At 56.4% G+C, this 23,997-nt stretch carries 26 protein-coding genes; 17 read left to right on the top strand and 9 right to left on the bottom strand.

Annotated features, from left to right (window positions below):
• Positions 1-60: 60 nt before the first annotated feature.
• Positions 61-633, top strand: coding sequence for a DUF1439 domain-containing protein (locus tag KFJ24_RS01900; protein WP_250829402.1), 573 nt, complete (start codon positions 61-63; stop codon positions 631-633).
• Between the two features lie 57 nt (positions 634-690).
• Here the strand turns inward: KFJ24_RS01900 and KFJ24_RS01905 are convergent, their stop codons facing one another.
• Complete coding sequence (locus tag KFJ24_RS01905; protein WP_250829403.1) at positions 691-1,845, bottom strand: isocitrate/isopropylmalate dehydrogenase family protein; 1,155 nt, start codon at positions 1,843-1,845, stop codon at positions 691-693.
• A gap of 195 nt (positions 1,846-2,040) precedes the next feature.
• Here KFJ24_RS01905 and KFJ24_RS01910 point away from each other — a divergent pair, with 195 nt between their 5' ends.
• Entirely contained in the window at positions 2,041-2,805 is a 765-nt protein-coding gene (locus tag KFJ24_RS01910; protein WP_250829404.1) for an EAL domain-containing protein, read from the top strand.
• A gap of 29 nt (positions 2,806-2,834) precedes the next feature.
• Positions 2,835-3,191 carry a hypothetical protein gene (locus KFJ24_RS01915; RefSeq protein WP_250829405.1) on the top strand — a complete coding sequence of 119 codons (357 nt, stop codon included), beginning with the start codon at positions 2,835-2,837 and terminating at the stop codon, positions 3,189-3,191.
• 9 nt (positions 3,192-3,200) lie between these two features.
• Here the strand turns inward: KFJ24_RS01915 and KFJ24_RS01920 are convergent, their stop codons facing one another.
• Positions 3,201-4,094: a LysR family transcriptional regulator gene (locus KFJ24_RS01920; RefSeq protein ID WP_250829406.1), complete on the bottom strand. Its 894-nt coding sequence runs from the start codon at positions 4,092-4,094 to the stop codon at positions 3,201-3,203.
• A gap of 143 nt (positions 4,095-4,237) precedes the next feature.
• On the opposite strand from KFJ24_RS01920, the gene KFJ24_RS01925 reads away from it, so the two are divergent.
• From KFJ24_RS01925 to KFJ24_RS01945, 5 genes are all read left to right on the top strand, one after another.
• Positions 4,238-5,449 carry an acyl-CoA dehydrogenase family protein gene (locus tag KFJ24_RS01925; protein WP_250829407.1) on the top strand — a complete coding sequence of 404 codons (1,212 nt, stop codon included), beginning with the start codon at positions 4,238-4,240 and terminating at the stop codon, positions 5,447-5,449.
• Between the two features lie 185 nt (positions 5,450-5,634).
• Complete coding sequence (locus KFJ24_RS01930; protein ID WP_250829409.1) at positions 5,635-6,456, top strand: SDR family oxidoreductase; 822 nt, start codon at positions 5,635-5,637, stop codon at positions 6,454-6,456.
• 31 nt (positions 6,457-6,487) lie between these two features.
• On the top strand, positions 6,488-7,552 hold the full coding sequence (locus tag KFJ24_RS01935; RefSeq protein WP_250829410.1) for a phosphotransferase family protein: 1,065 nt from the start codon (positions 6,488-6,490) through the stop codon (positions 7,550-7,552).
• Complete coding sequence (locus KFJ24_RS01940) at positions 7,552-8,241, top strand: histidine phosphatase family protein (RefSeq protein ID WP_250829411.1); 690 nt, start codon at positions 7,552-7,554, stop codon at positions 8,239-8,241. Before KFJ24_RS01935 ends, KFJ24_RS01940 begins: the two co-directional genes overlap by 1 nt.
• A 16-nt stretch (positions 8,242-8,257) precedes the next feature.
• Positions 8,258-9,028, top strand: coding sequence for an SDR family oxidoreductase (locus KFJ24_RS01945; RefSeq protein ID WP_250829412.1), 771 nt, complete (start codon positions 8,258-8,260; stop codon positions 9,026-9,028).
• Positions 9,029-9,030: 2 nt separating this feature from the next.
• On the opposite strand, the gene KFJ24_RS01950 is transcribed toward KFJ24_RS01945, so the two are convergent.
• The gene (locus tag KFJ24_RS01950; RefSeq protein WP_250829413.1) at positions 9,031-9,930 is read right to left on the bottom strand and encodes a DUF6279 family lipoprotein; all 900 of its coding nucleotides are present in this window, start codon (positions 9,928-9,930) and stop codon (positions 9,031-9,033) included.
• A gap of 143 nt (positions 9,931-10,073) precedes the next feature.
• On the opposite strand from KFJ24_RS01950, the gene KFJ24_RS01955 reads away from it, so the two are divergent.
• Entirely contained in the window at positions 10,074-10,316 is a 243-nt protein-coding gene (locus tag KFJ24_RS01955) for a DUF2798 domain-containing protein (protein ID WP_250829414.1), read from the top strand.
• Positions 10,317-10,473: 157 nt separating this feature from the next.
• Positions 10,474-11,793 (top strand): DUF4397 domain-containing protein, encoded by a 1,320-nt coding sequence (locus KFJ24_RS01960; RefSeq protein WP_250829415.1) that lies wholly within the window; start codon positions 10,474-10,476, stop codon positions 11,791-11,793.
• Positions 11,794-11,851: 58 nt separating this feature from the next.
• Here KFJ24_RS01960 and dacB read toward each other — a convergent pair whose 3' ends face one another.
• Positions 11,852-13,408 carry a D-alanyl-D-alanine carboxypeptidase/D-alanyl-D-alanine endopeptidase gene (gene dacB / locus KFJ24_RS01965; protein ID WP_250832532.1) on the bottom strand — a complete coding sequence of 519 codons (1,557 nt, stop codon included), beginning with the start codon at positions 13,406-13,408 and terminating at the stop codon, positions 11,852-11,854.
• A 261-nt stretch (positions 13,409-13,669) separates the two neighbouring features.
• Between dacB and KFJ24_RS01970 the strand changes: the two genes are divergently transcribed.
• The 3 genes from KFJ24_RS01970 to KFJ24_RS01980 all read left to right on the top strand — a co-directional run bounded on the left by KFJ24_RS01970 (position 13,670) and on the right by KFJ24_RS01980 (position 16,277).
• Positions 13,670-14,440: a glutathione S-transferase N-terminal domain-containing protein gene (locus KFJ24_RS01970; protein ID WP_250829416.1), complete on the top strand. Its 771-nt coding sequence runs from the start codon at positions 13,670-13,672 to the stop codon at positions 14,438-14,440.
• A gap of 281 nt (positions 14,441-14,721) precedes the next feature.
• Complete coding sequence (locus KFJ24_RS01975; protein WP_250829417.1) at positions 14,722-15,570, top strand: aldo/keto reductase; 849 nt, start codon at positions 14,722-14,724, stop codon at positions 15,568-15,570.
• A complete protein-coding gene (locus KFJ24_RS01980; protein WP_250829418.1) occupies positions 15,567-16,277 on the top strand; it encodes a DUF6064 family protein in 711 nt (236 codons plus the stop codon). The genes KFJ24_RS01975 and KFJ24_RS01980 overlap by 4 nt, the downstream gene beginning before the upstream one ends.
• Here the strand turns inward: KFJ24_RS01980 and dkgB are convergent.
• Positions 16,213-17,022 (bottom strand): 2,5-didehydrogluconate reductase DkgB, encoded by an 810-nt coding sequence (gene dkgB, locus KFJ24_RS01985; protein ID WP_250829419.1) that lies wholly within the window; start codon positions 17,020-17,022, stop codon positions 16,213-16,215. The two genes, KFJ24_RS01980 and dkgB, sit on opposite strands and share 65 nt — an antisense overlap.
• A gap of 120 nt (positions 17,023-17,142) precedes the next feature.
• On the opposite strand from dkgB, the gene KFJ24_RS01990 reads away from it, so the two are divergent.
• The gene (locus KFJ24_RS01990) at positions 17,143-17,556 is read left to right on the top strand and encodes a GFA family protein (protein ID WP_250829420.1); all 414 of its coding nucleotides are present in this window, start codon (positions 17,143-17,145) and stop codon (positions 17,554-17,556) included.
• Here KFJ24_RS01990 and KFJ24_RS01995 read toward each other — a convergent pair.
• The 3 genes from KFJ24_RS01995 to KFJ24_RS02005 all read right to left on the bottom strand — a co-directional run bounded on the left by KFJ24_RS01995 (position 17,550) and on the right by KFJ24_RS02005 (position 19,353).
• A complete protein-coding gene (locus KFJ24_RS01995; RefSeq protein WP_250829421.1) occupies positions 17,550-18,671 on the bottom strand; it encodes a PQQ-dependent sugar dehydrogenase in 1,122 nt (373 codons plus the stop codon). The genes KFJ24_RS01990 and KFJ24_RS01995 overlap by 7 nt on opposite strands.
• Before the next feature lie 76 nt (positions 18,672-18,747).
• Positions 18,748-18,894 carry a hypothetical protein gene (locus KFJ24_RS02000; RefSeq protein ID WP_250829422.1) on the bottom strand — a complete coding sequence of 49 codons (147 nt, stop codon included), beginning with the start codon at positions 18,892-18,894 and terminating at the stop codon, positions 18,748-18,750.
• Between the two features lie 6 nt (positions 18,895-18,900).
• Positions 18,901-19,353 carry a YaiI/YqxD family protein gene (locus tag KFJ24_RS02005; protein ID WP_250829423.1) on the bottom strand — a complete coding sequence of 151 codons (453 nt, stop codon included), beginning with the start codon at positions 19,351-19,353 and terminating at the stop codon, positions 18,901-18,903.
• Between the two features lie 289 nt (positions 19,354-19,642).
• Between KFJ24_RS02005 and KFJ24_RS02010 the strand changes: the two genes are divergently transcribed.
• Together KFJ24_RS02010 and KFJ24_RS02015 are read left to right on the top strand one after the other, a co-directional pair.
• Positions 19,643-20,215 carry a histidine phosphatase family protein gene (locus KFJ24_RS02010; protein WP_250829424.1) on the top strand — a complete coding sequence of 191 codons (573 nt, stop codon included), beginning with the start codon at positions 19,643-19,645 and terminating at the stop codon, positions 20,213-20,215.
• 40 nt (positions 20,216-20,255) lie between these two features.
• A complete protein-coding gene (locus KFJ24_RS02015) occupies positions 20,256-20,594 on the top strand; it encodes a zinc ribbon domain-containing protein YjdM (RefSeq protein WP_250829425.1) in 339 nt (112 codons plus the stop codon).
• 91 nt (positions 20,595-20,685) lie between these two features.
• Here KFJ24_RS02015 and KFJ24_RS02020 read toward each other — a convergent pair whose 3' ends face one another.
• Positions 20,686-21,339, bottom strand: coding sequence for a tellurite resistance TerB family protein (locus KFJ24_RS02020; protein WP_250829426.1), 654 nt, complete (start codon positions 21,337-21,339; stop codon positions 20,686-20,688).
• A 362-nt stretch (positions 21,340-21,701) separates the two neighbouring features.
• On the opposite strand from KFJ24_RS02020, the gene KFJ24_RS02025 reads away from it, so the two are divergent.
• Positions 21,702-23,975 (top strand): putative bifunctional diguanylate cyclase/phosphodiesterase, encoded by a 2,274-nt coding sequence (locus KFJ24_RS02025; RefSeq protein WP_250829427.1) that lies wholly within the window; start codon positions 21,702-21,704, stop codon positions 23,973-23,975.
• The last annotated feature ends 22 nt before the right edge of the window (positions 23,976-23,997 follow it).

The raw sequence follows: 23,997 nt of genomic DNA on the forward strand, positions 1-23,997 counted from the left end.
AAAGTTGCCCGAATGCCCGCCGTGCCTCAGGATGAAGGTGACATTCACGGAGAGAATTCCATGACGACATTACCCTTGAGGGGCCTCTGGGCTCTTGTTTTACTTACCCTGGTGTTGACCAGTGGTTGCGCCAGTTTATCTCCCTACTCTATTTCGGAAGGGGAGCTGGAACGCCATCTGCAGGATGTAGTGAGTGAGTATGATCGCCAGCAGCTGCAAAGTGGCTCGCCTCTTAGTCTGAGTCTCGACGATGCAGACATAACCCTTGGACCTGATGGCCGGGACGTTGCCGTGATCGATGTGCGGGGGCAGGTAGCCCTCAATGCGCTGATGGTTAAACTGCCCGTAGACATTGCCCTCAAGGTGGAGGGCGCACCCGTCTATGACAGTAAGGAGAAGGCGATTTACATTCGCCGCCTGCAGTTACTGGAGAGCAGCATTGATTCCCCCCTGTTCAAGGGTGACCTGAAGCCGGTCACCGATACCGCGATGCGGGTTGTGGCCCAGATGCTGGAAACCATGCCAGTTTATCGTCTCGACGATACCGATTTTGCCCAGCGGATGTTTGGCATGATGCCGGTGGATGTGCGGGTGGCGCCCGGGCGTCTGGAATTTGTCATGGCGGACCAGTAGGGCGTCACGTTGAACAATGCGGGCGGTCCGCTTCCGGACCGCCCGCATCCTTCCAGGTCAGGGGGACAGTCGCTTACAGATTGCGGAGCCGATTTCATGGGTGCCGCGCTGACTGCCTGCGTTTTCGGCCAGATCGGCAGCTACTGCTTCAAATAACTCCTTGCCGGCGGCCGCCAGTGATGGGTCCTTTCGGCCCAGCCACTCAAGCATACGGGCTGTGGTGAACAGCATGGCCGTGGGGTCTGCCAGGCCCTGGCCCGCAATGTCCGGAGCACTGCCATGGGTGGGTTCGAACATGGAAGGCATGTGCGGGTCTGTGGGGTTAAGGTTGCAGGACGGTGCCACGCCCATGCCGCCTGAAAGTACTGCCGCGAGATCGGTCAGAATATCGCCTTGCAGGTTACTGGCGACAACCACATCAAAGGCCCAGGGGCTTTGCACGAATTTCATGCAGGCTGCATCCACCAGCTCGTGGTGAATGGCAACGTCCGGATACTCCCGGCTGATTTCCTCAAAAGCTTCGGTATACATGTCGCCCCAGTAACGCAGGGCATTGCGTTTGGTCACCAGGCACACCTGGCTTTCGCAGGTCCGGCCGTCAATAGTGCGGAAGCTGCGTGTGCGGCCACCCTTTACCCGCTCAGCTGCCCTGGCACGTGCCTGTTCAAAACCATAGCGAATAATGCGGTCGGTTGCCTTGCGGGTGAACACTTCCATCTGGGTCGCCACTTCGTCCGGTAAACCCTTTCGCAGGCGGCCGCCCTGACCGACATATTCACCCTCTGAGTTTTCCCGGATGACCAGCATGTCGATATCTCTCGCCCGGTCGTCAGCCAGGTACTGGCGGGCACCAGGTAATAGCCGGGCAGGGCGCTCACACACCCATTGGTCAAAACCCTTGCGCATGTCCAGCAGGGGCGCCAGCGAAATGCTGTCTGGCAGCAGATAGCGCTCGGGATCGTCAACGGGGCCGGGATCCCCCAGTGCGCCGAGCAAAATGGCATCGTAAGCCTGCAGCTGGGTCAGCGCGTCTTCCGGCATGGATTCGCCATGGTCCTCATGCCAGGCATGGGAAGGCCAGGGAAAACGTGTCCACTCCAGCGTCAGATCGTGCCTGGCCCGCAGGGTTTCCAGGCAACGCACGGCTTCACTAACAACTTCTGGCCCAATTCCATCGCCTGGTGTGACTGCGATGCGGGTAGTTTCACCCATTCCGGAGACTCCTTTTTTGAATAGACTCGTATAACAAACTCACCTCAGTTTAGTCATGTAAATTGGGGATGCCACCGTATATCGACGTAATAGCTTCGAGCTGTTTTACCAGGGAGTGGTTGACGTTTATATTAATGTGAAGATACTGCTTACAAAAGGTAAGTATTCGGCCCGACGAGTTGTTTAGGAGTTGAAGTGAACCAGCCCGCTGTCCTGTTTGATGAGTCTCATTGTGAGCAATGCGCCTGTGGCGAAGGGTTGGATTTTTCCTTCACGTTCGCGTTCCAGCCTATTGTGGATGTCGTGAACAAATCCGTATATGCCTACGAAGCACTGGTTCGTGGTCCGGAAGGCGAGGGCGCCATGAGTGTCCTGTCGAAGGTGAACGAGCGTAATCGTTATTCGTTTGATCAGGTTTGTCGGGTAAAGGCGGTGAAACTGGCGTCCAGGCTGGGTATGGACGCCAAGCTCAGTATTAATTTCATGCCTAATGCGGTCTACCAGGCCGAATATTGCATCCGTACAACGCTGGCGGCTGCCAAGACCTATAACTTTGATACCAGTAAAATTATCTTTGAGTTGACGGAGGACGAAAAGCTGACGTCCGTGGAGCACCTGGTATCGATTATCGAGGCCTATCAAGAGATGGGTTTCAGCACCGCAATTGATGATTTTGGCGCAGGGTACTCCCGCTACAACATCATGATGGCCTGCCCCCCGGATCTGCTTAAACTGGATATGGGGCTCGTCCGTAACATTCAGGAACAGCCCAACAAGCAGGCCGTGGTGGCCGGCATCATCACCATGATGAAGCAGTTGGGTGGTAAGATTGTTGCTGAGGGAGTGGAAACCAAAGAAGAGTATTTCTGGTTACGCTCACAAGGTATTACCCTTTATCAGGGCTTTCTTTTCGCGAAGCCCGGGTTCGAGTGCCTTCCGGAGCCGGTTTATCCGGCTTAACGTACCCCTGAACTGACAGGACTCTACCGTTGCTCTACCGCATTTTAACGATTGTTGGCGGACTGATATTTGTTGTCGCCCTGTTCGCCCTGCTCTGGTATTTCTGCAAGAAATTCCTTGAGTACCATGGCGTTACTGATCAGGTCTCTGATCGAGCCACTGTGCTTGCGACCTGGACCTTTGCCGGTATCAGTGTCGGGCTCGTTTTCGCCGTTGTTGGCGCTTTTGTTCTGGGCCCCTGGGCGTTCTATCGAACACTCAGGGGTCATGACGTGAACATATCCGACGGCGCTGCAATCTGGTGGGGCTTCGGCATTGTTGTGGCGGCCCTCGGCATTACCGCCATCGGCTTCTTCGGTTTTCTCGCGGCCGTGGGGGCCTATTGACCGGCCTTTTCAGCTGATCACGCGTAGCTGCTCCCTGAACCAGATGAGCGCCGGTTCCCGCTCATAGGCTTTGTGCCAGTAAAGGTGCACGTCAATCGAGGGAAAATCGGCGGGCGGGTCCATGATGGTGATGTTCGCTCGCTCGGCAATAATCTTTGCATAGGCTTCCGGCATGGTGAGCAGCAGATCCGTTTCTTCCACGACCCGACAGGCAGCATAGTAGTGCTGGCAGCGCAACCGGATGCTGCGCTGCACGCCAAGGCGGGACAGTTCGAAATCCTCAATTCCGGGGCCTTCCGTCCGGGACGACACCAGCACATGCCGGGCAGATAGATAGCCTTCCATGGTCAGTGCCTCAGCCGCCAGTGGGTGGTCATCTCTTGCCAGCACCACCAGCCGGTCCCGCCGAAGCAGTTCGTGAGATGTCTGGTTGCTCACCGGCAGCAATACGTCCACCGCAAAGTCCAGCTTGCCGGCGGCCAGCTGGGTTTCCATCTCCCGTCGCGCAATACGCTGGCTGACAATCTCCAGCTCCGGATACTGATCCAGACGCTTCATTAACTGGGGCAGAAACGTGGATTCCAGGATATCCCTCAGACCCAGTGAGTAGGTTTTGCGCTGGCTTGCCGGATCAAAGGCATGAAACTGGTTAACCGCGCTCTGGATCTGGGTCAAACCGGGGCGCATGGATTCCAGGAATCTTCGCGCCAGAGGGGTGGGCACCATTTGATTGCCCTGGCGTGAGAACAGGGGGTCATCAAAATGCTCTCTGAGTCGGGACAGCGAATGGCTGACTGCGGGCTGAGTGAGATGCAGTGCCCGTGCTGCTCGGGTCAGGCTGCCTTCCCGATAGATAGTGTCGAAAACATGCAGAAGATTCAGGTCCAGGCGATTCAGGGCCATGTTAAAAGTCCGCGTTTGTGAATAAGTTATACTAATGATAAACGATAAGAATAATTCAGTCGCGTAATAGTTGTCCCCACCCTAGACTGGACTCATCAATTTTTCAGCGCACCTGGTCGTGCAATTTCAGCGAGGATACGGCGATGGATTTTAATATTTCCGAGAAAGGTCAGGACTATCTCAACCGAGTGAAGCAATTCATGAAGGATGAGATTTTTCCCATTGAAGAACAGTACCACAAGGAGCTCGCATCTCTTGAGGACCGCTGGGTTGTGTTGCCCGTTATCAAGGAGCTGAAAGAGAAAGCCAAATCCCAGGGACTGTGGAACATGTTTTTCCCGGATGAAAAGCACGGTTGTGGCCTGCTGAACTCCGATTATGCCCTGATTGCCGAGGAAACCGGTCGCAGCTTCATTGCCCCGGAGATTTTCAACTGCAATGCGCCGGACACCGGGAACATGGAGGTGTTGATTCATTACGGTTCCGACGAGCAGAAGGCTGAGTGGTTGCCCGGGTTGATGAGTGGCGAAATCCGCTCTGCCTTCTGTATGACTGAGCCGGCCGTGGCTTCTTCCGATGCGACCAATATGGAAGCAACCGCGACGGTAGAAGGCGATGAAGTGGTCCTGAATGGCCGCAAATGGTGGAGCACCGGTATCGGTCATCCGGACTGTAAGGTCGGCATTTTCATGGGTGTCACCGATCCGGATGCCCAGAAACATCGCCGTCATTCCATGGTGCTGGTCCCGCTGGATACACCAGGTGTGAAAATCGAGCGGATGCTCCCGGTGTTTGGTGAATATGACGAGCCTTATGGCCATGGTGAGGTTCTGTTCGACAATGTCCGCCTGCCCAAGAGTGCAATCATTGCAGGCCCGGGCCGCGGTTTCGAAATTGCTCAGGGCCGTTTGGGCCCCGGTCGCGTACACCATTGCATGCGGGCTATCGGCGCTGCGGAGCGTACCCTGGAACTGCTGATTAACCGTGCGACGACACGTGAAGCGTTTGGTCGCCCGATTGCCAAGCTCGGTGGCAATCCGGATATTATTGCCAATGCCCGAATGGCTATTGAGCAGGCCCGCCTGCTAACGCTGAAATGCGCCTGGGCGCTGGATACCAAGGGTATTGCGGGCGCACTGCAGGAAGTTTCCATGATCAAGGCGGTGATTCCTTCCATGCTGCAGACCATTGTCGATCAGGCCATTCAGATCCATGGTGGCGCCGGGGTCAGTGATGATGACTTCCCGTTGACCCAGTTATTTGCGTACGCTCGTGTATTGCGGCTGGCGGATGGTCCGGATGAGGTGCACCGGGCGATGGTAGCTCGCCTGGAATTGCGCAAATACAAGAGCTGAGACTTAGAATTCGGGGCAGGAGTCGGCGGAAGGGTATTTCTGAAACACGCTCCTGGCGGCACATCCATGTGATGCTTGGGCTCCGCCATCCATGGCTCCGCACAGTTTCAGAAATACCCTTTCGCTGACTCCATTGTGCTTCGGAGTTGGCTTCGGTTTTTAACAAATAGGCAGTGGGGAACACCATGACACAGCGAGTATTCATAACAGGCGGCGCGAGCGGACTCGGTCGTGCCATCGCACTGCGTTACGCCAAAGACGGCGCCAAAGTCTGTATCGGTGACATTAACCCGGAGCAGGGTGCCAGTGTTGAACAGGAAATCAACAACGCAGGTGGCGAAGGCTACTTCGTGGAATGCGATGTTCGCCGCCTGACCGATCTGGAGAAGATCTGCGACGATCTGACCACCAAATGGGGTGGCGTGGATGTTGTCGTGAACAATGCGGGCGTTGCCTCTGCAGGCTCTATTGAAGACACCACCATGGCAGACTGGGAATGGATCCTGGACATCAACGTTCTGGGTGTCGTTCGTGGCTGTAAGGCCTTTACACCCCAGTTCAAGAAGCAGGGTTCCGGCACGTTTGTGAACATCGCCTCCATGGCAGGCCTGATGCTTGCGCCGCTGATGGATAGCTACAATGTATCCAAGGCCGGTGTGATTGCCCTGTCTGAGACCCTGAGCCATGAGCTGCGTGATGCCGGTATCCATGTCAGCTGCGTGTGCCCGGCATTTTTCCAGACCAACCTCGCCAGCAGCATGCGTTCCGATCTTCCCGGTGTTCAGCAGAACGTGAACAAGCTGATGAAGCGCTCCAGTATTACCGCTGAAGATGTGGCTGAGGACGTCGTGCGGTCAGCGAATGACCAGAGTTTCTGGGTTCTGCCTCACGCCAAAGAGCGCCGTATGTGGATGCTCAAGAGGCACGCGCCCAAGGCCTTTGACTGGCTGATGCATCAGGAAAGCAGGCGCTGGATGAAAAAGATGGGCGGTAAGGCCAAGGCCTGAACCAGACACGCGAACAAGAGGAGAGCCCTGAATGACCCAGATTGATGAGGCGATGGAGATCCGTGAAGGCGAAGAGCTGGACGTAGCCGCCGTAGACCGATTCATGAAAAAGGCCATTCCGGAATTAGCAGGCGAACCGGATATTCGCCAGTACCCGGGCGGTGCCTCGAACCTGACCTACCAGGTGGATTACGGAGACCGTTCCTACGTTCTCCGTCGTCCCCCTCTCGGCAAGATTGCCAAGTCAGCCCACGACATGCTGCGGGAAGCGAGGGTAATGAGGGCTCTGAAGCCGGTTTATCCCTACGTGCCGACTATTATCGCCATATGCGATGACCACGATGTGCTGGGTTGTGATTTCTATGTCATGGAGCGACTGAAAGGCATCATCCTGCGCCAGGATTTCCCCGAAGACTTCGATTTGAGCGAGGCAGATACCCGCAAGCTGTGCCTGAACGTTGTCGACAAACTGGTTGACCTGCACCGTGTGGATGCCAGGGCTGCTGGCCTGGATAGGCTCGGCAAGGGCGAGGGCTATGTTCAGCGCCAGATTGGCGGCTGGAGCGATCGTTTTCGCAAGGCACGTACTGAGGATGTTGGTGATTTCGAGGCCGTCATGTCCTGGCTGGATGACAAAATGCCGGAGGATATTGCCCAGGTTGTCATCCATAACGATTTCCGCTTCGACAATGTGGTGCTGAACCCGGATAACCCGTTTGAAGTGACCGGTGTGCTGGACTGGGAAATGGCCACCATCGGCGACCCGCTGATGGATCTGGGCAACAGTCTGGCCTATTGGATTGAGGCAGACGATGAAGGTCCATTCCAGATGCTGCGTCGTCAGCCTACTCACCGTCCCGGCATGCTGAGCCGGAAGGAAGTGGTGGAGTATTACATGGAGAAGTCCGGCTTTCGGGTCGATAACTTCGATTTCTATGAAATCTATGGCCTGTTCCGGCTGGCGGTGATTGTTCAGCAGATCTACTACCGCTATTACCATGGCCAGACCAGTGACAAGCGCTTTGCAGCCTTCGGCCAGGCCGCCAATTATCTGGAAAAACGCTGTCAGCGCCTGATCGCCGAGAGTTCCCTGTAATGGCTACGGTTTATCTGGTGCGTCACGGGCAGGCGAGTTTCGGAAAGGCCAACTACGACCAGCTGTCACCTACCGGCTGGGAGCAGGGTCGGGTACTGGGACGCTGGCTGGCAGACAAGGTGACACCGGCCGCCATTTTTGGTGGCAACCAGGAGCGTCACCGGGAAACCGTCGAAGCCATTGCCACCGGTTTTGGCACCAGGCTTCCGGATATGCAGGTGGCGCCGGGCTTCAACGAATTCGATCACACGTCGGTTTTGACATGCTATCGCCCTGAGTGGAGGGACCGTGAAATCATGGCCCGGGATCTGGCGGCTTTTCCCAAGCCTGCGAGAGCGTTTCAGGAAGCCTTCGTTCAGGCAGTCCGTCGCTGGGCCTCCGGTGAGCATGACCATGACTACGAGGAGACCTGGCCAGACTTCAAGGCGAGAGTGCTCAAGGCATTTGATGACATGATTGAGTACGCGGATGGTGGTGATGTCCTGGTTGCTACCTCCGGCGGACCGATATCGGTTATCTGCCAGCACCTGCTGGCCCTTGATGATCGGCGTGCGCTGGGCCTGAATGAGGTGATCGCCAATACCAGCGTCAGCCGGGTTCTTTATTCCGGGCCACGCTGCAGCCTGTCAGTTTTTAACAATTACAGTCATCTGGAAGCGGAAGACCCCGCTCTGGTGACGTTCCGATAGCGATTGAGGTGAATGAATGAACAGCAAAGACCTGTTTGATCTGAGCGGCAGGGTAGCCCTGATTACCGGCGCCAGCCGTGGTATCGGTGAGAGTATCGCCCGCACACTGGCGGATTATGGCGCCCATGTGATTGTCAGCAGCCGCAAGATTGATGGCTGTGAGGCCGTGGCCAGCAGTATCCGCGAAGCGGGCGGCAGTGCTGAGGCCGTAGCATGTCACATTGGTGAGATGGATCAGATCGAAAGTATCTGGGCTCACATAGAAAAAGAGCATGGCAAGCTGGATATCCTGGTGAACAATGCGGCCGCGAATCCTTACTTTGGACCGATTGAAGACACGGACCTGGGTGCGTTCGACAAGACGGTTGATGTGAATATCCGTGGTTATTTCTTCATGTGTGCCCGTGGTGCGCAGCTGATGAAAAAGAACGGCGGTGGATCGATCGTCAACGTCGCTTCAGTAAACGGTGTCAATCCGGGGCACTTCCAGGGCATCTACTCGGTGACCAAGGCAGCGGTTATCTCCATGACCAAGTCCTTCGCCATGGAGCTTGGCCAGCAGAAGATCCGGGTAAACGCGCTGCTGCCGGGCCTGACCGATACCAAGTTTGCCAGTGCGCTGACCAGCAATGAGGCCATTAAAAAGCAGGCCATGGCCCATATCCCGATGAAACGGGTAGCGGATCCCAGCGAGATGGCGGGTACCGTTCTGTACCTGGTTTCAGATGCCTCAAGCTACACTACTGGCGCCTGTATCAATGTCGACGGTGGTTATCTGACCATCTGACTTCAGGATGACTCCGCAACTTCGGGAGCTGGTGAACAGGTCAGTGTCTCGAAGTCGCTATTCAGTTCTGCGGCACGATTACTCAGGTGGGTGAGATGCGTTGAGTCGCTCGCCTGAATCAACGTGAGCATCAGGGTATTCATTGCGGTGCGGCTCTCGGCCATCATCGCCTGATAATCCTCGCCCCGAAATTGTTCCGATTCCGTTATCAGCCGTTCAATCTCGGTGTAAAACCCTGGGTCATTTCGTTTTTCCAGAGCGTCAAGTAAGGCAAGTTGCCACTTACGCCGCCCCTCCAGCCAGATCTCGGTTTGCCGGCCACGCTGTTCCGACCAGGTTCTGACGATCGCCTTTTGGTCGTCGTTAAGATCGCCCAACCAGCGCTCCACGCGCTCCAGCGTTCGCTCGGCACGAGCTGCTGCCGTGGCTTCCGGATCGTCGGCCAGGAACTCTTCTTCGAGCTCCTGCTGATTTTCCTGCATGTTTCTGGTGAGTTCGCGTACCTGGGCCTCGCTGAGGCTGGCAAGAAGGTTCGTGGCAATCGGGGGCACTCTTGAAAGCAGAGGCCCAAAGAAGTCGAACAACTGTTCCTGGTGAAAGGCGACGTCACTCTGGTCCAGGCTGCCCTTCCTGATGTCGGACTCCAGGTCGTTCAGCCAGGTTTGGTAGCGCGGGAGTTCGGTTGAACAGTGCCACTGGCGAAACTGATCAATGTCGATATTGAGCTGCTGCTTCTGGGCATCGGTGAGGGTGACATAATCTTCAACCCACCAGACAATTCCCCAGTCGGCATAGCGGTAGGCCACCTTGGTTGAACTGCAGGCCGAAACCAGCAACGCACTGATCAAAAGCAGTGCGACTGTGCCACGCTTGACGATTTGAATGCCCCTCAGGACAGCCATATTGACCTCGGGATAGTATTAAGTCTTATCGCAAAAAGAGCGCAAGCTCATTATCATGCAATCCTTGCATCCCCTTAGTTTACGACAATCCGTCTTTTTCGGATGTTACCGATGCGAATCGGACCGCCTGAACGGGAGATATCATGGGCCGAATGAAGTCTGCACGTATACGCCAACTCGTCTTCGGATTTTATATGTCGGGCATCATGTCTTTTTTGATGTCCGCCGTGATCACTCTGATCAATACCGGCATTGATCGGGATTTCCCCATGCGTTGGCTTGCCGCATGGCTGGTTGCCTGGGGCGTTGCTTTTCCGTTGGTTACCTTTATTGCACCGCTGGCAGGCAAAATGACAGAGGCTACCCTGCGCCGCTTCCAGTCCTGAGACACGAGGCACTCAAACTCCAGAACGTAAAAAAATGTCAATCCGTTTCATTTGAATCTCCGTAGATTGCTGATACGTACTATTCAGGGACTGAATTAGTGCAGGTTCGAACCACCTAACCCTGGTAATCAACCTCAGCGATCGAGGATAAAAGACAATGAATACAAAGAAACTGGTTTTGATACCTGCCATTCTGAGTCTTGGACTGGTTGGTTGTAGTGACAATGATGATGATCCAGCACCAACTGCGAGTGTCCGAGTGATGCACGCGTCTGCGGACGCGCCTGCGGTGGACGTGGCGATTGATGGAGAAGTTGTTTTATCCGGCGTGGAATTTCAGCAAGGTTCAGGTTATCTGCCTGTTACTGCTGGCACCCGAGAGGTTTCGCTCCAGGTTGACGGTACGGATGTTTATTCTGAAATGTTCACCGTAGAAGCCAATCGCTCATACTCTATTCTCGCCCTGAATGAACTGGCCAGCATTGATCTCGAAGCGCTTGACGACACGGAACGCAGGGCAAACAGCACCAATGATGTGACAGTGGTGCATGCTTCTCCCGATGCCGGAAATGTGGACGTGAATGTCACGGCAGCAGGTGCTGCACTTCCGATGATGCCGACTTTGCCAGACGTTCCTTTTGGCGCAAATGCGACGCTCGAACAGATAGCAGCCGGTGACTACCAGGTTCGAATCGCCGCTGCCGGATCAACCGATGTGGTTTATGACTCCGGAACGCTAAATGTTGGAGCTGATGTAACTGCTGTCGCGGTGAACAGCCAGAAAGGGGCATCTCCTGTTTCATTGTTGGTATGGACCGAAACCCAGACCCCGGTCGCGGTCGTTCTGAGCAACAGCGCAGAGGTGAGGATTGTCCATGCGGTTGATGATGTCGATGTGGACGTTTTTGCGGGTGGAGAGGAACTGCTTGGTGATTTCACGTACACCAGTGTGCAGGACTATGTCGAAGTTGGTGCCGGCATTCTTGATGTGGCCATTGCACCGGCGGGTCAGGGCATTGGAAATGCTATTGAGAGCCTGACTGATACCCTCACCCTTGAGCGCGGGGAGTCTTACACGGTGATTGCGGCCGGTGGTTTGAACAACTTGGCAGCTACTCAACTGATCGTTCTGCAAGACGAAAGGGAATTTGTATCCAGCGACGAGGCGAAGGTGAGACTGGTTCATGCAGCCTCAGCGTCCGTAGCGCAGCCTGTTGACATCTTTGTCGTTGCCGCAGGCACGATGGTATCGGGTGACCCCGACTTTCCGGATGTCCTGTTCGGTCAGGACACGGGCTATGTCACGCTTGCTGCGCCGGCCGGCTATGATGTTGTCATTGCAGCCGACGGGACAACGACAGCAGCCGTGCCTGGAACTGATGGCATAACCCTTGGAACCGGTGGTGTCGCAACGGCCATCGCCCTGGGAGCATCAGGAGGAAATCTAAGTGCCCTGATTCTTGACGATTTGCGTTGATAATCAGGTCAATATCAGTTTAGAGACCATGAAATCCCCGGCTACGGCCGGGGATTTTTTATTGGATGGACGTTTCCGGAGAACCCGAATTGGCCTGGGAAATGGCCGTACCGGTCGGCGGCCTGAAATGCAGGGAATACAGGATCCGGTCCAGCACTGCCTGGCCATTCCAGGCGGGATCGTTATTGACCATGCCCACCACAGCCCAGGTTGTGTTGTGCTCATCCCGGGTGAAGCCGGCAATAGAGCGAACATCTTCGAGGTAACCGGTTTTAATGCGCCCACTGCCGTCCATGCCGGTGTTTCTCAGTCTGCGGGCCATGGTTCCGTCCATGGCGATGATCGGCATGGAGGCCATGAGGTCGGCAGCGAAGGGGCTGTTCCAGGCATGTTGCAAAAGCTCGGCACCCTGGCGGGCAGTGATGCGCCCGTGGCGGCTCAGGCCGGCGCCGTTTTCGATCACCATACCGTTTGTGTTGATGCCTTTATTCTCCAGCCAGTCATAGATCACGCGGATACCGGCAACCCGGTCGTCGTCTTCGCTGTCCATCCGGTTTTCGGCACCAATGGTCAGCAGCATCTGGCGGGCCATTACGTTGCTGCTCCATTTGTTGATGTCGCGCACCATTGCCACCAGATCCGGTGATGTGGTTTTCAACACCAGGCGAGCGTCTTCTGGAGTCACACCTGTGGCGTTCTCACCGGTAACGGTCACACCGATGTCGGCCAGCAGTGAACGGATCATGGATGCGGTGTATTGCTCGTGAGACAGAAGCGAAAGGTAACTTGTGGTTCGGCAGCCCTGGGGCAGCTCACCCTGAACGCGAACAGTGACATTGCCGTTATCGTGGTAGATCGGCTCCCATTCAAAGCTCCTGCGACTCGGACAGGGACCATCTGCGGTAGCAGTCACGCGATTATCAATGACAACCTCGCCCAGCGCCGGTGTGCTCCAGGCCTGGGTACCACGCTCGTCTGCCCGGACCTGGAAATGCAACAGGTTAAGGTTGGTCAGATAGGCCGAGGGCTCAACCAGGAAAGGGGCGTGAGGGTTGTCGCCGTTGTCTTCAAAGATCGGGAAGCCATCATCAATCTCGAAATAGCTACCGTCGAGAACCAGTTGACCATCAATGCGGGTGATGCCCATGCTCCGAAGTTCCCGGAGCGTGCCCCAGAGGCGTTCGATGGTGAGTTTGGGGTCGCCTCCGAAGCGAACGTACAGATTACCCGTCAGGGTATCGCCAACCATGTCGCCGTCGGTCAGGAAAGCGGTATCCCAGTGGTGGCTCGGGCCCAGTATTTCCAGTGCAGCGAAGGTGGTGACCAGTTTCATGATGGAACCGGGGCTCATCAGCTCGTCGGCATTGATGTACTGCTCAATTCCCGGGCCATTGAGAGGAATGGCCGCCATGCTCAGGGCATTCTCGTCATGGAGGGATTCGAAGGCATAGTCCCGGACCTGATTGCTCCAGACCCGGGCAGAGGAAAACCCCGAATGATCATTATCCAGGGCCTGCAGGGTGGGGCTCCCGGCCAAAGCCAGGGCGGTACTGGCAGCCAGAGCCGAACGTCTGAAAACCGACCCCTTTTTACCTGTCGATGAAGCGCGTTGCATACCGGAACCACCCTGATGGTCATTCAATGAGTTCTTATGCTTCAACAATAGCCCATCTTTGTCCGCCATACTATGCAGAAAACCTCTACATGACGTTAAAAAATGGCAGTAGAGTCGTTGTTTGTATTGAACTTTTGTGACGCCTTGTAAGTGCCCTTTTGAATCATGAGGTTAGGTGTCCAAAATTTAACGTTCCCGGGAGCCAATGGAAAATCGTCAGATTGCGTGATAATGGCGTGGTCTCCAACAGAAGGTTTATTTATGTCCAAAATGTTGTCTCATAACGCTCATGTTCTGGGCTCGGTCGCTACCTCTTCGTTGACAGGCTGGCGTGGTTGCCTGGTGGTGAAGCATGTGCCCCAACCGGAAAAGCCGATCGTGCTCTACGATATGGAAGGCTGCCCATACTGCCGCCGGGTCCGTGAAGCCCTGACCGCTCTGAACCTGGATGTGGAAATCCGCCCCTGTCCAACAGGTGGTTCGGTGTTTCGGGAGCAGGCCGAGGCGCTTGGTGGCAAACAGCAGTTTCCGTTGCTGGCGGACCAGAACACCGGCGTGGTGATGTATGAGTCTGAGGAGATCATTGAGTATCTTTTCCGTCAGTACGCCGGGGGGCCAGTGCCCAAATATTACCGGGGCCGGGTCTGGCAGCCGGTTCTGGGTTCGGTGGCCTCCGTGACCAGTGCCATGAGGGGGCTGCGGGCCAGTCCCGGGAAGCGGCCGGAGCAACCGCTGCATTTGTGGAGCTTCGAGGGCAGCCCGTTTTCGCGACTGGTGCGGGAGAAGCTGTGCGAGCTGGAAATCCCCTATACGCTCCATAACCTTGCAAAAGAGCACTGGTCAGAGCTCGGGCCAGCGAAGCAGCGCATCAAGCCGGGGCCATATACGCCCATTCCGGGTGGCAAACGGGATGCGTTCTTTCAGGTGCACAAGCGGGTTCAGGTGCCTTATCTGGAGGATCCCAATACTGGGGAAGGGCTGTTTGAGTCCTCTCGGATTCTGAAATACCTGGATCGTGAGTACGGGAACTGACCTGTTTGTAGGACTGTCAGCCATGAAGTAGCCGCGCGAGCGGGTCATCCCTTTGCCAGACACGCCGTAAATACTTCCATGTAGGCTCGGTCGGGCCATCCCTGGCCCTCCACGGTCTGTCAAAGGGATGACCCGCTCGCGCTTTAGGGCCACGTGCTATTCGCAATGAAATTCATGGCAGTGGGGCAGCAGGTATGAAGAATCGGTTTACTCGAAGGCAGTTTCTAGTTAGTTCCGGATTGGTAGGATTAGCACTGACATCCCCTCGCATATTGGCGAACATGGCAGGGAATCCCTCTTCTTCACCCATCACCCGCCGGATTCCCGGAACCAACGAAACCATTCCGGCGATCGGCATGGGTACCTGGATCACCTTCAATGTGGGTGGCGACACGCAGCTGGTTGAGCAGCGCACCAGGGTTCTGAAAACCTTTTTCGATCTCGGCGGCACGGTTGTGGATGGCTCTCCCATGTACGGCAGCGCCTCTGATGTGGTGGGTGAGGCGCTGAATGCGCTGGATGCACATGACCGGATTTTTGCGGCCACCAAAATCTGGACTGGCGACGAGTCGGAAACCCGACAGGCGGCGGCGCGTTCCCAGCAGCGTTGGGGCGTTGAGCGGTTTGATCTGTTACAGGTGCACAATCTGCTGGGCTGGCAAGGGCATCTTGAAACGTTGAAACAGATGAAGTCGGACGGGGAGGTGCGATATATCGGTATCACGACTTCCCACGGTCGTCGCCATGGTGATTTCGAGCGGTTTATGGAGCGTGAACCGCTGGATTTTGTGCAGCTGACTTATAACGTCCTGGATCGTGAGGTCGAGGATCGTTTGCTGCCCCTGGCAGAGGAACGGGGAATCGGGGTGATTGTAAACCGGCCGTTCAAGGGTGGTTCGCTGTTTCGCCGATTCCAGTCGGAGCCTTTGCCTGAGTGGGCTGGTGAGGCTGGCGTCAGTAATTGGGCAGAGTTCTTTCTCAAGTACATCATCTCCCACCCAGCGGTGACCTGTGCGATTCCGGCCACAAGCAAGGTTGAGCACATGAAGGAAAATATGGGCGCACTCTACGGGGCCCTGCCAAACCCGGAGCAGCGTCGGCGGATGGCGAATTACGTGAGGTCCCTGTGAGTGGTGAGGATTGGCTGAGTTATTCGCTCCAGGATTTTGTGATGTTCGGGCCGCAGGTGTTTCTGCGGCTGTTTGTTCGGATCAATCAGGACCTCTGGCCCTGGCAACTGTTGGCTGTGGTGGTTGCCGTGGGTATGCCGTTACTGCTTCTGCAACGGGATCTTCGTGCCTCGCGTTTGGCTGTTGGACTGATGGCTGCGGCCTGGGCGAGCAGTGGTTACGGATTTCTGGTGGGCTACTTCGGACCCATTAACTGGCCAGCGGCGTGGTTTGGCTGGGCCTTTGTTGCGCAGGGCGGCCTGCTTGCAGCCGCAGCGCATTTCGGGGGTGTCCATGGGCAAACGCTGCGAGCAAAGCAGCTCGCGCTCTTCTGGCTGGCAGCTGTGTGTGGTTTGCCCTGGTTGGTAGTGGCTGATACCGGCGATTGGCAGTCGGTGGCGCTCTTTGGCGTGGCGCCAGGCACAACAGCCGCCGCCGGCGCCCTGGCTCTTGCTCTGATGACAGGGCCCTGGCGTTGGCTTTATCTGCCGCTGCTGGTGCTGTGGAGTCTGTTCAGCGCGGCCATGTTCTGGGTGTTGCAAACCTGGTGGTTGCTCATTACCCCACTGGCCACGCTGCTGCTGGCTGGCGCCGGGTTGTGGCTCAGTCCCAGTCCGGGGCAAAGCCCGGGTTTGCAATCCGCTCGCCCCGATCCAGCTCGTCAATAGCCCGGATTTCGTCTTCGCTCAGTTTGATGTTCAACGCATCCAGGTTCGCTTTCTGGTGAGCTGAGCGGGTAGATGAAGGAATCGGCACGACGCCACGGGCGGCTACCCAGGCAATGGCGATCTGGGCCGGCGTTGCGTTATGTGTTTGGCCGATCCGCTGCAGGGTTTCGTCTTCCATCACCTTGCCAACAGCAAGAGGCATGTAGCCTGTCACGGTAATGCCGAGCTTCTGGGCATGCTCCACGACTTTACGGTTGGCCAGGAACGGATGTACTTCTACCTGGTTGGTGAATATGGCGCCTTCGCCGAGGATTTCCTTCGCCTTGTCCATCTGGGCGCAGGTGAAGTTTGAAATGCCGATGTGATCGGTAAGGCCTTCCCGTTGCGCGTCCCGCAAAGCCCCCAGGTATTCTTCCATGGCCACTTCGTCGTCCGGAGACGGCCAGTGAATCAGGGTGAGATCCACATGGTCGGTTTTCAGACGGGCGAGGCTGTCATGCAGGCTGTTGATCAGGTCACTTGCACGTAGCTGGTCGTGCCAGATTTTCGTAGTGAGGAAAATCTCGCGGCGGGGGATGCCGCTGGATGTAATGCCATCGCCGACTTCCGCTTCGTTCCCGTACATCTGGGCAGTATCAATGTGCCGGTAACCCAGCGACAGGGCACTTTTAACCGCATCCCGTGCGTCATTACCCTTCAACCGGAACGTTCCCATGCCGATGCTCGGAAGTGTGCTGAACGACATACTTTCCTCCTGTTCGATCTGTGTATTCGTTAGATGGTGCCGGCTCTCTGGTTCTTCAAGTGGCCGGCGGGTATCATCGGCGCTGAATTGACGCGACCCGCTAAACCGAGAGTAAGAGTTATGTATACCGGCCAATGCCTGTGCGGCGATATCACCTTTGAATACGACGGCCCGCTCGGACCGGTTGCCTTGTGTCACTGCAGCCAGTGCCGCCGAGCCCATGGCAGTGCGTTCTCTGCCAGCTCTCCGGTCCAGAAAATCCGCTTCCGTTTCCTGTCTGGCGAAGCGCTCGTGACCGAGTTTGAGTCCCGGCCTGGCAAATACCGGGCCTTCTGCAGCCGTTGTGGCAGCCAGCTTTACAGCCGGGTAGATGCCATCCCGGGGATTCTTCGCCTGCGGGTTGGTGTGATCAACGAACCCCTTGGCAAGGGCCCGTCACAGCATGTTTACGTGGGCTCAAAATCAGACTGGTTCGAGATTACCGACGACATTCCCCAGTTCGAAAAAACCGAAAGAACCAACGATCCTCACTGAGCCGGAACCAACCGGTGAACCTTCCCGTTCGAGGCATCGGTCAGGAGCCACAGGGCTCCGTCCGGTCCCATCCGCACGTCACGGATGCGTTCCCCGAAATCCGTCAGAAGATCTTCTTCCTCGCGCACAATGTCATCCGTAATCCTGAGGCGGACCAGCTTCCGCAGCTTGAGTGCGCCCACAAATAAATCGCCCTGCCACTCGGGGATCAGAGACCCTGTGTAGAAGGCCATGCCCGAGGGCGCAATGGATGGATCCCAGTAGTGCAGAGGCTGGGCCATGCCCTCTTTCCGGGTGTCCAGGGTGATCGGGAGTCCCGAGTAATCGATGCCGTAGGTGATTTCAGGCCAGCCATAATTGGTGCCGGCGCGAAGGATGTTGATTTCGTCTCCGCCACGGGGGCCGTGTTCGTGAGTCCAGATGTCACCAGTGTCCGGATGCACGGTCATGCCCTGGATATTGCGATTGCCCCAGGTGTAAAAGGTGTCGTTAATGCGTGAATTATTCAGCCCGGGGTTCCCGGGGGCAGGTTCGCCGTTCACGGTCATCCGGTGAACGCCACCGGCATCGTCGGCTGTGTCCTGGGCCCGATCCATTTCGCCCCGGTCACCAACGGCAACGTAAAGGTAGCCACTGCTGTCGAATGCCATCCGCCCGGCGAAATGCCGAGTGCTGCCGGAGCGGGGCAGGGCTTCAAAGATCACCTCAACGTTTTCCAGTCGGTCCTGTTGTAATGTCGCTTTGGCAACCCTCGTGGTCATGCCACTGCCGGTTCGGTGGGCATAACTCAGGAACAGTGTTCGGTTGTCGGCAAACGCGGGATGTAAAAGCACATCGAGAAGGCCGCCCTGGCCCGAGACGACCAGTTCTGGTAACCCGGAGATGGCGTCGGCCTCCAGCGCACCATCCCGAATCATCCGCAGTCTTCCGGCTCTTTCGGTTACCAACGCGGAACCATCCGGAAGGAAGGCGAGGCTCCATGGATAGGCTAGCCCGGCGGCAACGGTTTCCAGCCGGAACTCCAGGCGATCGGACGAGAAGGTCTGGCCAACAGCCAAGGGTACGCTCGCAAGAAAAAGGCTGCATGTCATCGCCAGATGTTTGAATGGGCCCATCAGAACCTCCCCGAAGTCATCGTAAAAGTCAGTCAACTCGCCTGGTGTCGAGAATATTTCAGGATAGCACCTACTATTATCTGTCGCCGCTGGAGCGATAGTGAAAGCTTACTTTTTCGAAATGGACGTCGACTTTGACGGGCCCCTTCAAAGGCTGGCGCGCTTCATCGTGCACGTGCACCGGCTTGGCCAACAGGTCCAGAACGCGGCGGGGAACCGCCATGTTCAATCAGTGTTTACGATTGCGTTGCAGCCAGCGGTCCAGTTTGTCGGCGAATTCTTTGCGGTCGGTCTGGCTGAAGGGTGGGGGGCCACCGGTAACCTCGCCGGCGTTTCGCATTTCTTCCATGAAGTTGCGCATGGCCAGGCGCTGGCGGATGTTTTCTTTGGTGAACGCCTGGCCCCGTGGGTTGAATACGTCCGCGCCTTTTTCGATGGCTTCGGCGGCCAGAGGGATGTCCTGCGTGATCACCAGGTCGCCCTCGGTCATCTGGTCCATGATTTCGTTGTCTGCCACGTCGAAGCCCTGAGGTACCTGCCGGCGCTGGATGTATTGGCTGGGCGGCAGGGTAATGGCGTGGTTGGCGATGAAGGTCGTCTGGACCTGCCAGCGAGTAGCCGCACGGCAGAGGATTTCCCGAATGGGTACGGGGCAGGCGTCGGCGTCGACCCAGATTGGCATGGTTGGTTCCTTCATTGGTTTGTTGTCTTCGCGGAGTTTAACGGTTGTTGATGTGAGCTTGGTAGTTGATTGCCACGTAAAGCTCTATATGCCTGTTGGTTTTGGTGGCTGAGACATCGAGAGGGTTCTTCCAAAAACCGCTACGAACACATCCATGTGGGCTTGTCTCCGGCCTTCCCTGGCCTCCGACATTTTTGGAAGAACCCTCTCAATGTCTCGATTCGAAACCGCGGGCAGTTCCGCGCCGTCTCAGGTTTGCCGGCTAAGGTTTTCAGCAGGAGTAATAGTTATGTCTCTGAGAATGTTGGTTTCAGGAATACTGGCTTTTGTTATCTCGCTTCCGTCGCTCGCAAACGACGGCAACTCTGATGCCTGGAAAGCCCTCCGCGAGGGTAACGCGGTTCTGATGATGCGCCATGCGCTGGCGCCGGGCACGGGCGACCCGGCGAACTTCAAGCTGGGTGATTGCAGCACCCAACGGAATCTTAATGAGACTGGGCGGGAGCAGGCGCGGTCCTGGAAGCCGTTTCTGGCAGAACACGGCATCACCGAGGCGCGGGTTTTTTCCAGCCAGTGGTGCCGTTGTATGGATACCGCAACGGAGTTGAACATGGGGGAGGTGACCGGGTGGGCCCCGCTGAATTCGTTCTTCCAGAGCCGGGGCGATGGGCCGGATCAGACTCGCGAAACGATTGAGGGCGTGAACGAGTTGCCGCCAGGTGCGCCGGTGATCATGGTTTCCCACCAGGTTAATACAACGGCGCTGACCGGGATTTATCCGTCGTCCAATGAGGGGGTGATTATTGCCTTGCCGTTGTCGGACTCGCCCGAGGTGCTTGCCCGGGTTTCGCCGGGGCGTTGATGGTATAATCCTGTTCCCATTCAATTAACAGGAAATGATAATGTCCCAGCTTCCTCCTTGCCCCCAGTGTGGTTCTGAATACACCTACGAAGATGGCGTTCAGCTTGTGTGCCCGGAATGTGGCCATGAATGGACAGAAGCCGAAGCGGCTGAGGCCGAGGCGGGCAAGGTGATTCGTGATGCCAACGGCAATGAACTGCAGGACGGTGATACAGTCACAGTGATTAAAGACCTTAAAGTGAAGGGCTCCAGTTCGGTGGTGAAAGTGGGTACCAAGGTGAAGAGCATCCGCCTGGTGGAGGGTGACCACGATATCGATTGCAAAATTGACGGTATCGGTGCAATGAAGTTGAAGTCGGAATTCGTCAAAAAGGTTTGACCAAGTCCGCGCGCCTTGGGCGCTGGCTGCCAGGGCAGCCAGCCTCCCCAGAGAGGGATTGACTGCGCTGCCCCCGGTGCACCGCAGAGTATCAGCTGGTTGCGGTCTGGATCTGTTGCTCAAGTTCTCTGGCCATCCCCGCATCCAGGTTTAGAGCCGTCGCGAGCTGGTCAAGCCAGGCGCGCTCCATCGGGTTCTGCTCATCAATCATGACTGCGCTGACGATGTATATCTCCCGGCTGGCCTGAGGCGAATCTGCGTTCCGGGCCAGTGCGTTGGCATCCAGAGGTGCATCGAACTGTTGTTGAATCCAGGCATGCAGCTCGTCATCCGGTCCCAGGTTCTCAATCTCCCCGGTAAGCAATGCGCGCTCGTTGGCATCGATATGGCCATCCGCCCGGGCAGCCATAATCATGGCCTGCAATATTTCCAGGCCACGCTGCTCCTGCGCCTGTCCCTGTAGCTGCTCCAGCGGTTGACCCTGCTGGGAGCCGGCTGGTTGCCCGCCGCTCTGGGTATTGGTTTGGTAGTTTTGGTAGGCTTTCCAGGCCAGTACGCCCACGCCCGCCAAAGCGCCGTATTTCAGAGCTTTTCCGCCCATCTTGCGGCCGCGTTTTGAGCCCAGCATCAGCCCCAGGGCACCGCCGCCCAGAAGGCTTTTGACGTCAATCCCACTGCCGCCGCCAGAACTCTGTCCACCTGTGAAATGAGAGCTAAGGCTGTCCACCACCCCGTTGACACCCATTCCACCGCCTCCGCGTGACTGACCGCCTTGGGCTTGATTCATCACCTGATTGAGGACCGACATCACATTCATTTTCCACTCCTGCCATTGGGTTCATTTGAAAGTTTCCAGAGCCATTCCGGCCGGGCAGCCTCGTTTGCTTCGTCAAGCCAGAGTTTCTCTATTGTCACGAAATCGAGGGAAAGGTTCCGTTGATCATTCCGTTGTCGTCGAGGCACTGTCCAGATCATGAATACTGCGTTATGGTAAGGGACTGAAAAATACGCCGGATTCAGATTCTTATGGAGCGGTGAATTAGCTACCTGTTGCTTCACCGGGTGGTTTCCCGCGTGTTTTTCCGCCACGACTCCCAAGGAATACCGGTGCTTGCCATCAAACGAAATATCTGGGCATTGTTCTTTCTGATCCTGTCTGGTGGCGTGGCGCTTCTGGGTTTTAATCTCTATTCCCGCTGGCAAACCGTCCTTTCCGATCATGAGAGCTATCAGAAAGCCCGGGCCAAATTGGTGGCGCAATCTGTCGACAGTGTGCTTCGCACCCAGGAGCTCGTGCTGGATGTGGTGGGGCGTGAGTTGTTGCGGCAAGAGGATATCTGGTCCCGAAGCCGGCGGATCCCGTTGCTGGACAGCATTCTGCGAGCCGACCCCTCACTGATCGGATTCGGACTGGCGCGCCCGAACGGAAAGCTCGTCAGAGTCAGTTCTAATCTGGATCTCTCGATACTCCCCAACCTGCGAACCCACCCGGAGACCAGAGAGGGCTTTGCACAGGCTCTGGAATCGGATTCCATGGTTTTGGGCCGAACCTACTTCATGGACGCTTTGGGTTCATGGGTAATTCCCATCCGGAAGGCCCTCCGGTCACCCGAGGGTGATGTGGTAGCGGTGATGACGGCAGGCCTGCAGATTGGATCAGGGCCAACGGTGTTTGACCAGACCCTCCACGATGGACCAGACGATGCTGTCATTCTGTTTCGGGAAGCTGATGGTTATGTGCAATTCATGTCCCAGGAAGGTGTGGGACCTGAGCAGTTTTCCGAGATCAGGATTCCAGAGGACCGGAAACTTTCGAATCGGCGAAGCTTTGAGAAACAGCTCAACATGCCCTTCGAGGACGTCTTTGCCAGTAAGGAAGCAGTCTCTGTAAGGATGCAGCGAGATGGGCATGACGTTCTGATGGCAGGCGTGTTCAACAAGCGTTACCAGCTTTGGGTGTTATCGGAAACCAAAATGGCGCCTGTCCATCGGGAGTTCGCCCGGTCGTTTTTGGGTTACTTCCTTGCGTATGTCGCTGTGAGTAGCGTTCTCTTTCTTCTTTTCCGGGTAATTGACCGGACTGAGCGCAAGCGGCATCAGCAACTGATGTTCCAGTCGCGGCACGATGACCTGACCGGATTGCTTAACCGTGCCGGGCTGATGGACCGTGTTGAATACCTGATCTCAAAAGACCGTCCGTTCGGCCTGGTGGTCGTGAATATTGATAATTTCCGCGGCATTAACGACCGGTTTGGGGAAGAGTACGGTGACAAGACGCTTCAGCAGTTCAGCCAGCGGCTCTGGCAGATGCTTGAAAGCTCTGATGACCTTGCCCGGCTCGGAGGTGACGAGTTCGCCGTTCTCACCCGGAATGTCGACCTGCAGGCTCTTGAGAAGGCGTGCATCTCATTGGTTCATCAAATGGCTGATACCGTTGAGGTGGAGCGGTTGCAGTTGCAGGTTACGGCCAGTGTCGGCGTCGTCATTTACCCCGATCATGGCGACTCCTTCAGCGACCTGATCCGCGGTGCGCACCTTGCAGTGTATGAAGCCAAGAAAAACCGCAATTCCGCGTGTGTTTACCTGAAAGAAATGGAAATGGCGTATTTGCGCCGGCTGACCATTGAACAACGGCTTCGCTACGGCCTCGCGCTAGAGGCGCCCTACATGGTTTACCAGCCCCAGGTGGATGAAAAGGGGCAAACCGTCGCACTGGAATCGCTTGTTCGCTGGCAGGACGAGGAGCTGGGGTTCGTCTCGCCGGCGGAGTTTGTCGCAGTGGCCGAGCAGAGTGGCCTGATGGTGCCGCTGGGGCATTACGTTCTGAAAAGGAGCATTCGCGAATTCAGTGAGTTGCGGTCTGACCTGGGTGATCACCTCGATCTTGCCGTGAACATCTCGGTTATTCAGTTCACCCAGCCGGATTTCGTGGATTCCGTACTGAGCGTACTCGCTAAACACGGCGTGCCCCCCAGACACCTGGTCCTTGAGATCACGGAAACGCTCTTCATGTATAACTTTGCTCGGGTACTCAATACATTGGAGCGATTGCGGGCGGAGGGTATCCGGGTTTCCATGGACGACTTCGGCACGGGCTACTCCTCTCTCAGCCTGTTACGCCAGCTACCCATTGATGAACTGAAGATCGACAAGAGCTTTGTGGACCACATTCTGGATGATGAAAAAGCCAGAAACATGATTGAGAGCATCATCGCCATTGCCCGCAACCACAACATGGAGCTGATTGCCGAGGGGGTGGAGCTGGAAGATCAGGTGAATGCGCTGCTTCACATGGGGTGCCGCCGCTTCCAGGGCTACTACTTCAGCAAACCGCAATCCATGGCCCAGATACGGGACGCCCTCTCCGCTGAAGTCATCTGAACTGCTGCGACGATAAGACGCA

The organism is Marinobacter sediminum (assembly GCF_023657445.1).
In the GTDB taxonomy this organism is placed as follows: domain Bacteria; phylum Pseudomonadota; class Gammaproteobacteria; order Pseudomonadales; family Oleiphilaceae; genus Marinobacter; species Marinobacter sediminum_A.

Excerpts from the sequence above, each read along its gene's own strand:
- KFJ24_RS01960 (WP_250829415.1), top strand. The coding sequence starts at position 10,474 with ATGAATACAAAGAAACTGGTTTTGATACCTGCCATTCTGAGTCTTGGA.
- KFJ24_RS01920 (WP_250829406.1), bottom strand. The coding sequence starts at position 4,094 with ATGGCCCTGAATCGCCTGGACCTGAATCTTCTGCATGTTTTCGACACT.
- KFJ24_RS01975 (WP_250829417.1), top strand. The coding sequence starts at position 14,722 with ATGGCAGGGAATCCCTCTTCTTCACCCATCACCCGCCGGATTCCCGGA.
- KFJ24_RS02005 (WP_250829423.1), bottom strand. The coding sequence starts at position 19,353 with ATGCCAATCTGGGTCGACGCCGACGCCTGCCCCGTACCCATTCGGGAA.
- dacB (WP_250832532.1), bottom strand. The coding sequence starts at position 13,408 with ATGCAACGCGCTTCATCGACAGGTAAAAAGGGGTCGGTTTTCAGACGT.
- KFJ24_RS01990 (WP_250829420.1), top strand. The coding sequence starts at position 17,143 with ATGTATACCGGCCAATGCCTGTGCGGCGATATCACCTTTGAATACGAC.
- KFJ24_RS01995 (WP_250829421.1), bottom strand. The coding sequence starts at position 18,671 with ATGGGCCCATTCAAACATCTGGCGATGACATGCAGCCTTTTTCTTGCG.
- KFJ24_RS01930 (WP_250829409.1), top strand. The coding sequence starts at position 5,635 with ATGACACAGCGAGTATTCATAACAGGCGGCGCGAGCGGACTCGGTCGT.
- KFJ24_RS01900 (WP_250829402.1), top strand. The coding sequence starts at position 61 with ATGACGACATTACCCTTGAGGGGCCTCTGGGCTCTTGTTTTACTTACC.
- KFJ24_RS01940 (WP_250829411.1), top strand. The coding sequence starts at position 7,552 with ATGGCTACGGTTTATCTGGTGCGTCACGGGCAGGCGAGTTTCGGAAAG.
- KFJ24_RS01950 (WP_250829413.1), bottom strand. The coding sequence starts at position 9,930 with ATGGCTGTCCTGAGGGGCATTCAAATCGTCAAGCGTGGCACAGTCGCA.
- KFJ24_RS01955 (WP_250829414.1), top strand. The coding sequence starts at position 10,074 with ATGGGCCGAATGAAGTCTGCACGTATACGCCAACTCGTCTTCGGATTT.
- KFJ24_RS01970 (WP_250829416.1), top strand. The coding sequence starts at position 13,670 with ATGTCCAAAATGTTGTCTCATAACGCTCATGTTCTGGGCTCGGTCGCT.
- KFJ24_RS01905 (WP_250829403.1), bottom strand. The coding sequence starts at position 1,845 with ATGGGTGAAACTACCCGCATCGCAGTCACACCAGGCGATGGAATTGGG.
- KFJ24_RS01935 (WP_250829410.1), top strand. The coding sequence starts at position 6,488 with ATGACCCAGATTGATGAGGCGATGGAGATCCGTGAAGGCGAAGAGCTG.
- KFJ24_RS01925 (WP_250829407.1), top strand. The coding sequence starts at position 4,238 with ATGGATTTTAATATTTCCGAGAAAGGTCAGGACTATCTCAACCGAGTG.
- KFJ24_RS02015 (WP_250829425.1), top strand. The coding sequence starts at position 20,256 with ATGTCCCAGCTTCCTCCTTGCCCCCAGTGTGGTTCTGAATACACCTAC.
- KFJ24_RS02010 (WP_250829424.1), top strand. The coding sequence starts at position 19,643 with ATGTCTCTGAGAATGTTGGTTTCAGGAATACTGGCTTTTGTTATCTCG.
- dkgB (WP_250829419.1), bottom strand. The coding sequence starts at position 17,022 with ATGTCGTTCAGCACACTTCCGAGCATCGGCATGGGAACGTTCCGGTTG.
- KFJ24_RS02000 (WP_250829422.1), bottom strand. The coding sequence starts at position 18,894 with ATGGCGGTTCCCCGCCGCGTTCTGGACCTGTTGGCCAAGCCGGTGCAC.
- KFJ24_RS02020 (WP_250829426.1), bottom strand. The coding sequence starts at position 21,339 with ATGGGTGTCAACGGGGTGGTGGACAGCCTTAGCTCTCATTTCACAGGT.
- KFJ24_RS01945 (WP_250829412.1), top strand. The coding sequence starts at position 8,258 with ATGAACAGCAAAGACCTGTTTGATCTGAGCGGCAGGGTAGCCCTGATT.